Origin of the sequence: Kitasatospora sp. NPDC059747 (assembly GCF_042732955.1) — a bacterium.
Taxonomy (GTDB): domain Bacteria; phylum Actinomycetota; class Actinomycetes; order Streptomycetales; family Streptomycetaceae; genus Kitasatospora.
Genome location: NZ_JBHWGV010000097.1, coordinates 1 through 797, shown reverse-complemented (window position 1 = coordinate 797; position 797 = coordinate 1). Strand labels below are relative to the sequence as shown.

The following is a 797-nucleotide window of genomic DNA, read 5'->3' as shown; positions in this document are numbered from 1 at the left end:
GGGGGGCGCGCCCGCCCCAGCGGCCTGGGCCCCCCCCCGGGGGGGGGGGCGGTTTTCCCGGGGGGGGGTGCGGGTGGCCCCCCCACCCCGCGGTGGTGGAGGCCGAGCTGCGGGCCAGGGTCGCGGCCATGGGGCCGCGGCGTACCTACGTGGTGGGGGCGGATGGCAACTGGGTCAGGCAGGGGGCTCCGTAGTTCCCCGTTTCGCCTGGTGGAGGTGGTGGGTCAGGTCGCCGAGGAGGGTGATGCGGACGCGTCGTTCGGTGAAGTGCCACTGGCCTTCGGTGTGTTCGAAGCGGTCGTGGTAGCGGCCGGCGGCGATGGTCTGGAGGGGGAGGCCCGGGGCGGCTTGGAGGACGGTGACGTAGGAGCGAGCCGTAGCGGTGGGGCCGTCGAGGTCGATGGCGGTGTTCGTGGTGACGTGCTGGGTGCGCGGTGTGCCATCGGGGTAGAGGATCACCGTGTCACGGAACCGCCGCTCGATCGCCGCGCGCCCGCTCACCGGTTCGCCGCTGCCGGTGAAGGTGGCGTGGGCGAGGAGGTCGCCGAGTCCGGCGAAGTCGCCGTCGTCGACGAGCTCGGCGTAGCGGGCGATCAGGTTCTCGATGGCCCGGTGGGCGAGGGCCGGGTCGGTGAGTGCGGTCATGGGCTCCCCCTCGTACGGCGGATGATCTTCGCTGCACAGGCTAGTCGGGCGTCCGCGCGGGTTTCCGGTCGGCGGGCAGCCGGGCCGGCCGCGTCGCGGGGGGGGGGTGGGGCGGGCGCCGGGGGGCGGGCGCCGCGCCCCCCCCCCCCCCC

1 protein-coding gene is annotated in these 797 nt (G+C 75.9%); it reads right to left on the bottom strand.

What is annotated here, in order from left to right; translation table 11 throughout:
• Positions 1-174: 174 nt before the first annotated feature.
• Positions 175-645 (bottom strand): nuclear transport factor 2 family protein, encoded by a 471-nt coding sequence (locus ACFV4G_RS32380; RefSeq protein ID WP_380445715.1) that lies wholly within the window; start codon positions 643-645, stop codon positions 175-177.
• Positions 646-797: the final 152 nt, after the last annotated feature.

Coding starts and splice junctions, on each gene's coding strand:
- ACFV4G_RS32380 (WP_380445715.1), bottom strand. CDS start 645: ATGACCGCACTCACCGACCCGGCCCTCGCCCACCGGGCCATCGAGAAC.